Origin of the sequence: Chryseobacterium sp. 22543, assembly GCF_052044565.1 — a bacterium.
Taxonomy (GTDB): domain Bacteria; phylum Bacteroidota; class Bacteroidia; order Flavobacteriales; family Weeksellaceae; genus Chryseobacterium.
Genome location: NZ_JBQENH010000002.1, coordinates 1,057,466 through 1,064,862, shown reverse-complemented (window position 1 = coordinate 1,064,862; position 7,397 = coordinate 1,057,466). Strand labels below are relative to the sequence as shown.

The 7,397-nt window shown below is 37.9% G+C and carries 4 protein-coding genes and 1 pseudogene; all 5 read left to right on the top strand.

Features of this window, described 5'->3' with window-relative positions; genetic code table 11:
- Positions 1 to 194 (top strand): annotated as a pseudogene (locus ACTJIP_RS10610) (peptidoglycan-binding protein LysM); the annotation flags it as partial.
- A gap of 80 nt (positions 195 to 274) precedes the next feature.
- Positions 275 to 1,075: an Fn3-like domain-containing protein gene (locus ACTJIP_RS10605; protein WP_228408662.1), complete on the top strand. Its 801-nt coding sequence runs from the start codon at positions 275 to 277 to the stop codon at positions 1,073 to 1,075.
- 9 nt (positions 1,076 to 1,084) lie between these two features.
- Positions 1,085 to 3,895 carry a hypothetical protein gene (locus ACTJIP_RS10600; RefSeq protein WP_428168483.1) on the top strand — a complete coding sequence of 937 codons (2,811 nt, stop codon included), beginning with the start codon at positions 1,085 to 1,087 and terminating at the stop codon, positions 3,893 to 3,895.
- 10 nt (positions 3,896 to 3,905) lie between these two features.
- The gene (locus tag ACTJIP_RS10595) at positions 3,906 to 5,339 is read left to right on the top strand and encodes a hypothetical protein (RefSeq protein WP_440704544.1); all 1,434 of its coding nucleotides are present in this window, start codon (positions 3,906 to 3,908) and stop codon (positions 5,337 to 5,339) included.
- A gap of 27 nt (positions 5,340 to 5,366) precedes the next feature.
- On the top strand, positions 5,367 to 7,364 hold the full coding sequence (locus ACTJIP_RS10590) for a response regulator (protein ID WP_440704543.1): 1,998 nt from the start codon (positions 5,367 to 5,369) through the stop codon (positions 7,362 to 7,364).
- Positions 7,365 to 7,397: the final 33 nt, after the last annotated feature.

Sequence of the window (7,397 nt, the reverse complement as noted above, 5' to 3'; positions counted from 1 at the left end):
TGGGCGGAACAAAAAGCGCTGTTGTTTTATCTGCAACGGATCAAACTTTAGTATCCAATGCTCCTCTCGGAAGTGCATTAACACTGAATCTGGATTACACCATTCCAGCAGCAAAATCCTCATCTCCTGATATTTTAGGTAAACCGGCCGGAACTTATACACAAACGGTAACTTATACTGCGACTGCTTTATAATAAAAATTTTAGTTTGTAAAGATTCCTTTTGCGATGTTTTCAGTAGTTTTGGGAATCTTTATTATTAAACTATTTACACCATGCACAAGTTTATTCACCTTTTCATTTTCTTTATCTTCACAGGGTCTTCTTCACTTCTGGCACAAAGTATCTCTATGTCGCCTACACGCTTGTTTTTCACAGGTAATCCAGGAGAAAAAGTAACAAAGACAGTCACGCTTCAAAATAGCTCGGATAAAGATTATGTTTTTAATCTCAACTACAAAGATTGGGTTAGAGAAGAAGACGGAAATAAGGTTTATCTTGAAGCAGGCAGTTCAAAAATTTCCAATGCCTCCTGGATATCCACCTTAGAAAACGCGGTAACAGTTCCTGCGAAAAGCACAAAGGAGATTGTAGTGACCATGCAGATCCCGGCAAATGCATCACAGTCTGCTGTTACGAACAGTATGCTGTTTTTCACCCAGCTTCCTCAGCAGGCAGATAAGGCACGTGTTCAGAATGGTATTGGTATTATCACCTTATTTGAAGTGGGACTTCACATCTTTTATACTCCACCGGGAAACCATGTAAAAAGTCTGGATATTACCAATATTTCAGAGGTGAGTAATGAGAATGCAGCGAACAGAAAAGTAGCAGTAAGTATCCATAATGATGGAAACACCATCAATGATGCCACCGTTGAGTTTGAACTCACCAACACAGACAGTGGTAAGGAAATAAAATTGCCAGCAATTTCCATCTCCATGCTTCCGGATACCAATCAGGTTGTTCAGTTTTCTTTACCAGAGAAAATTTCAGGGAACTTCCTTGGCGTGGTTATTATCAAAATGGCAGAATCCAATGATTTACGCGTAGGCGAAAAAAACTTTAAATTTTAAAATTAAGTCTTGAAACTACAGAATGGAATATCGATATCAGTCCTAAGAAGAACAATCTTATTTTTTGTATTTGTTCTTCTGCACTTTTCTTTGGCCTCTGCGCAGGAAAAGAAGGATATACAAATCCATTTTGAAAATGACAGTGTAGCTGTAGCTGTTGAGAAAGGTTCTACTTTTACTAATTTCCTGGTCGTTGAGAATAAAAGTTCTGAAGAGATTATCATTCAGAATATCATACCTAATGAAAAATATCCGGGATTGCTTTTCTATCCCAAAAATGAATTTACCTTAGGTGCAGGTCAGTCTAAAAATCTTCCTGTGAAACTGATCGCCAACGTGGATTTTATGAAACTGAGATCCAATGAAATCAAATTCCAGGTTTCGTACACCAGCCCAACGGTTACCAAAACTGAAAGCGCCTCATTCTTCGTTGCTAAAGACGAGAACAAAAACATCGCAATTTATACCGCCACCTACGAAAATTTCATTAACCCTGCTGTGCCCCAATCCTCAATTCTGCTGACAGTAGAAAACCAAGGTTATAGTAAAAGAACCGTTAAGATTGATTTGCAATCCATTCCTGATGGTTTGGAAATGATGCCAAAACAACAAACCGTATCTCTGGAAGGTTTAGAAAAACAAACGGTTGAAATCAAAATTGCAGTCAGAAAACAGAATACACTTTATCCGGAATTTAATATTAATGCAATTGTCACAGACCTGCTTGATAATAAAATCGTGGGAAGCAACACACTCTATTTAGTCATTTTATCGCACAACAGACAAATTGCCAGAGGAAACGAAGCGGTGAGCGGAAGTAATTTTGCAGAAATTAGCTATAATGAAAACAGTTCAGGTTTCAACTATCTTCAATTAAGGGGAAATACAGCATTTCGGGTGACTGAGAATTTGAAATCGCGCTTCAATATTGGTGCAGATTACTATGTTGAAGACGGTCGTTATAATCTGTATGATACGTGGCTGGAACTGGAGAGAAAAAATACGGTGTTAAGGGTGGGAAATGTTAATAGCAGCGATTATGATTATCCGGTTTTCGGAAGAGGCGGGAAAGTTTCTACCAAATTTGGTAAAAATAATCAGATTGAAATTCTTGCGCTGGAAAATAATTATAATCTGTACGGTACTTATTTCCAACAAACAGAAGGATCTACCATTATGGGCGCAAAATATGCTTTTGGGAATGCTAAATCTTTCAATGGGAAAGTGTCTTATATATTCGATCATGATCCGCGCTTTAACATAGATACACAGGTAGCGAACGCGGTAACGTCATTTTTAATTAATGATAAAAACACAATCCGCACGGAGGTTGGTCTTAGCCACGAAAAAGGCCTTTTGAACAAAGATGAAAACGCAGGCGCTTCAATGGGAGCCAATTACGATGGGAAAATAGGGAACTGGGATATACAATCTGTCAATTCCTTTGCTACCAAAAGTTATGCAGGGATCAAACGGGGATCTTTTTTCTCAAATCAGAGGATTGGCCGCCAATTTTCTGCTTCTCAGCGCGCTTTTATACAATATCAGAATTCGCAGATAGAGCCCGAGTTCCTGAGTTTCCAGGGTGCATCAACCCAACCTGGGAATACCTCTAATTTACGTTATTATTTCAACAGTACAGAAGCTTTGGGATTAGGTTATCAGTTTTCTTTAAAGAAGTGGAATTTTTTACTTTCTCCAAAGGTTGAAAATCAAAAAACAGCTAATTTTTACACATCGCAGGAACTTTTTTCATACCGGCTGGAAGCCAATATCAGCACTACATTAGGTGCCCACGGATTGAACCTGACGGCGGAATATTCTTATTCAAAAGAGAACAATAAACCGGACTGGTTCAACAGTTTGAAAACAACTTTATCTTACAGATATAAATCATTCTCCCTCAACGGAACAGCCCAATGGAACGCAACAAGTGTCTTTGATTTAAATTCTTATTATGATGTAAGCCGTAATTTTGCCAACTATAATGTATATGCCTCGTATAATTTCCAGATGCTTAATCATAATCTGACTGGATCTTTTTCAGCCGGAGCCTTCTATTCGGAACTTTATAAAAATTTAAACAGCAATATCACCGGTAATCTGGAATATAAGATTTCGTCTTCATGGTCTACCACAGGTTATTTTAATCTTTCCGGTTATAAATCTACGGCTGAATATGCAACCAGTGGCAGTTATTACCAGTTTAGAGTGGGGATTAAAAAATATTTTGCCACAGCTACGACTCTTGGAAATCATAAAGTGACGTTCCAGTTCTTTGAAGATAAAAATTTCAATGGGCTTCTGGAGTCCGGCGAATCGGTACTTGCTAATGAAATTGTAAAACTGGACAATTATGTAGCGATGACGGATAAGAATGGAAAAGTAGTTTTTCAGAATGTGCCTGAAGGTACTTATACACTGAAGGTGAACGAAAGTGCAGGTGCCCGATTGATGATGGATCCTGTCATTATGGTACATAATAATATTAACCGCAAAGTGAGCTTGGTAAAAAACATCAGGGTAAGTGGGAAATTAACGGAGATCAAGCAAGCCTACGATGTTTTGGAAACAGATGTAACCGGAATAGTGGTATATGCAAAAAGTGAAGATGGGGTGATCTATACTGCCGTGGTTAACCAAAAAAATGAGTTTGAGTTTTTCCTGAAAGATGGAAAATACAGTCTCTATATTGAAAATGACAAATACAGCTATACACAACCCACCCAAACTATTCAGGTGACAAAAGAAGGGTATTCAAAAACCGTAGTTTTTGAATATAAGAAGAAAGACACCACTATTAAGGTGAAAAAGTTTTAAATTTAAAAGTATGAAAAAGATGAGGGCTTTTCTAATAGGAATTTTTACCATGTTCTGTGGGTTTGCAGCCACGAAAGCTCAGGATGTGTATCTGTCGGTTCCTGATAATAATATTTTTAACAGGACCGAATTTACCTCAGTACCTACAAGAGTAATGACGAACGCTAACAGAACAAACTGGGATTATGCCTTTTTGGGGCTACTCCCAACAGCTCCTACATTTACCTCTGTTTCAGGACCAACTTTTACTCACTCTTCTTCCTCATTTACTTTGCCCAGTTCCACTCTTCTATGGCAGTTAGAAAGTATGGGCGGGCAGCTGCCATATACTGGACTTTCAGGTTATTTACCAGGTTTTCAGTCGTTCAGTACAAGCGCTATAAAATGGTTTGAACCGCCATCACTAAGTATCGGGGGAGGATTCAACCGGGGAAATATCAATTTTACATTTAAAATTCCTGCCTCACAATTTACTGCTAATGCCTTCCGGGCCGGGAATTACTCCATGGATATCACTCAGAATTATAATGACTTTACACCACGTAATTTTAAAACAATTTTAGTCATTCCTCCATCTATGCGTTGGGTCACAAATTCTTTAACAAAATACATAGAAATATCTTCTTTGAATGACTACCGCAATACTAGCACGCGGGTGTGGGATTTGGGGAATACGGAAATCGCACATACGGTTGACTTTAATTTTTGGGCGAAAGCTGCTTCTACAAACATTCAGTTCACTTCTTCTAAAGGTGTTCCAGGAACCAGAAATATAGCAAGCATTAAATTGGGTAGTAATGGATCTGCACTCACGACCAAAGCCTTATCTGCCGATTTTCAGAATTTTTCCGCAGCTAATTTCAGTGTTGTGGCGGGAAACAGAAACGGCTTTATTCCAGAGCTTTATGTTTCTTCGGATGATTTTAAAAACCTTTTTTTTGAAGCCGGAACTTATACGTTTGAATTGAACTTCAATGCCAGAAGTACAGATAACTCAATTAACAGTTTGCAAAATACAGCTGTTCAGTTAAAGGTGCTTCCTCTGTCGGAGATCACCATCCCCAGTTCCGGACGCAATGTAAATTTCAATTTTAATACCGCTGCCCAATACACCGATGGTCAGTCACAAATGATTCCAAACCAAATTATGCTGTCCAATAATGAAAATTTTGAGCTCTATGTAAAATCGGACGAAAATTATTTCAAGAAAGGCGGTCTGCAGACCAGCATCAATTCCAACATATTACAAATTGGTATAGACGGAAATTCTGTAAATGCTCCCTTATCCAAAACTCCTCAAAAAATACTGTTTAATGGAGCACCGGTTTTGGACCGGGGACTGAATGTAAGATATACCATATCACCTGCGGGTGCCCAAAGTTTGGTAGGTAAGGAAAATACCACCTACTCTATCAATGTTTATTATAGCTTCACGGCAATTTAACGATACTTTCTAAAAAAAACCTTCCTTATGGACCACATTAATGGCAATGATCAATCGCGGAATCAGCACTATATTGATAAATTAAGTGCATTCGAAAAAAAACATACCGATGTTTTTGATTTCTTAGTATTCGCGGCGGCCAAGATGACCAACATGGAGCTTTGCACCATGAGCATTACCTCGGAAGGGCAAGTTTACGTTCTCGCTTCCAGTGATGCATCCCCCAATCAGGTCTATCCCCAGAATCCTCACTTTCTTTTGAATGACCAGACTTCGGTTTATGAGTCTAAGAACTCGGAATTTAAATTTCATAGAAGTTATCCCATCCCCGGTCGTGAGGACAATCTGATCACTCATTTAAATTTATTTGACAGGGAAGAGAAAAATTTAGATAAAGCAGAGGAAGAGTTGGTCAACAAGATATTGAACCAAGCGGCAAAATGTCATTTGGATAAAGAAAGAGAACTGGCAGAAAAAGCCTATGTTTTAAAATCAGAGTTTGTGGCCAATATGAGTCATGAGATAAGAACCCCATTAAATGGTATTATCGGTTTTACAGAGCTCCTTATGGAAACCAATCTGGACGAAATGCAAAGACAATACCTGGAAATCATCAACCAATCCGGTGTATCCTTATACAGCATCATCAACGATATTTTGGACTTCTCAAAATTAGAAAAGCAAAAACTTAAGCTAAATCTCGACAAAGTAGAGATTGAAGAACTGGTTTCAGAAGCCTTCAATATTGTTGCGTACAGTAATACTAAAAAGCAAGTAGAAATGCTCATCGATATTGATGACACCATACCTAGATATATATGGACTGATGAAATGCGCTTAAAACAGGTTTTTGTCAACCTTTTGAGCAACGCTTTAAAATTTACCGAGGAAGGCGAGATTGTTTCATATGTCAAAGTTTTAGATGATTTAGGAGAAGGAAAAAAACGAATCCGATTTGGAGTTCGCAATACAGGCATTGGAATCAGCAGCGAAAAACAGGCTGAAATTTTCAACCCTTTTTCACAGGGAGATGGCAGTATTACTAAAAGATATGGAGGGACTGGCATGGGACTCACCATTTCAAACCAAATCTTGGCACTTGCTGGTAGTATTTTACAAGTCGAAAGCGATCAGGGAAAGGGCAGCGACTTTTTCTTTGATATTCTGTTCGACACTGAGGAAGAGGAATATGATTTAAGCTTAACTGATATTAAGAAAGTTTTGATTGTGGACGATAATGAAAACAATCGGAAAATCCTGAAAAGGATGCTGGAACGAAAAAATATCGAAGTAACGGAATGCGATAGCGGGTTGAAGGCTTTGCTATTGATTATGAACAAGTCCAAATTCGATGTGATTATTATGGATTATCATATGCCGATTATGGATGGCATTGAAACCATAAGAAAAATGAAAAATATTATTCCCGACACCAACCATGTAGCGCCGTATGTTGTTTTGTACAGCTCGTCCGATGACACTAATTTGCAGGCTGCATGTGACGAATTAGAAATAGAAAATCGGCTTGTAAAACCAATTCGTATGAAACAGATGTACCAGATTTTATCCACCTTAAAGAGTTCTGAAAAGAAAAAACCGGATCAAATAAAAAATGCAGCAAATGAAGTGAGCATGCGCGAAATAAAAATTTTAATTGCTGAGGATAATCCTATTAATTTACTTCTTATCAAAACTTATTTAAAGGAGATTATTCCTCAAGCTTTAATCATCGAGGCAAAAGATGGTACTGAAGCGGTTGAAAAACACCAAAAAGAGAGTCCTGATCTTATTTTAATGGATATTCAGATGCCTCATCTCAATGGTATTGAAGCAACCAAAGAAATAAGAGCCTTGGAAAAAAACATCGAAATACCTATTATTGCAGTAACAGCAGGGAGTCTGCCTGGTGATAAAGAAAAATGTCTGCAAGCCGGAATGTCAGATTTTTTAACCAAACCCTTATTAAAGCAAACCCTGTCTGATATGATTCAAAAATGGTTTGGTACGGAAATCGAAAAAGAATAAATAATAAACTATGCTTAAAAAAATACCTGAATA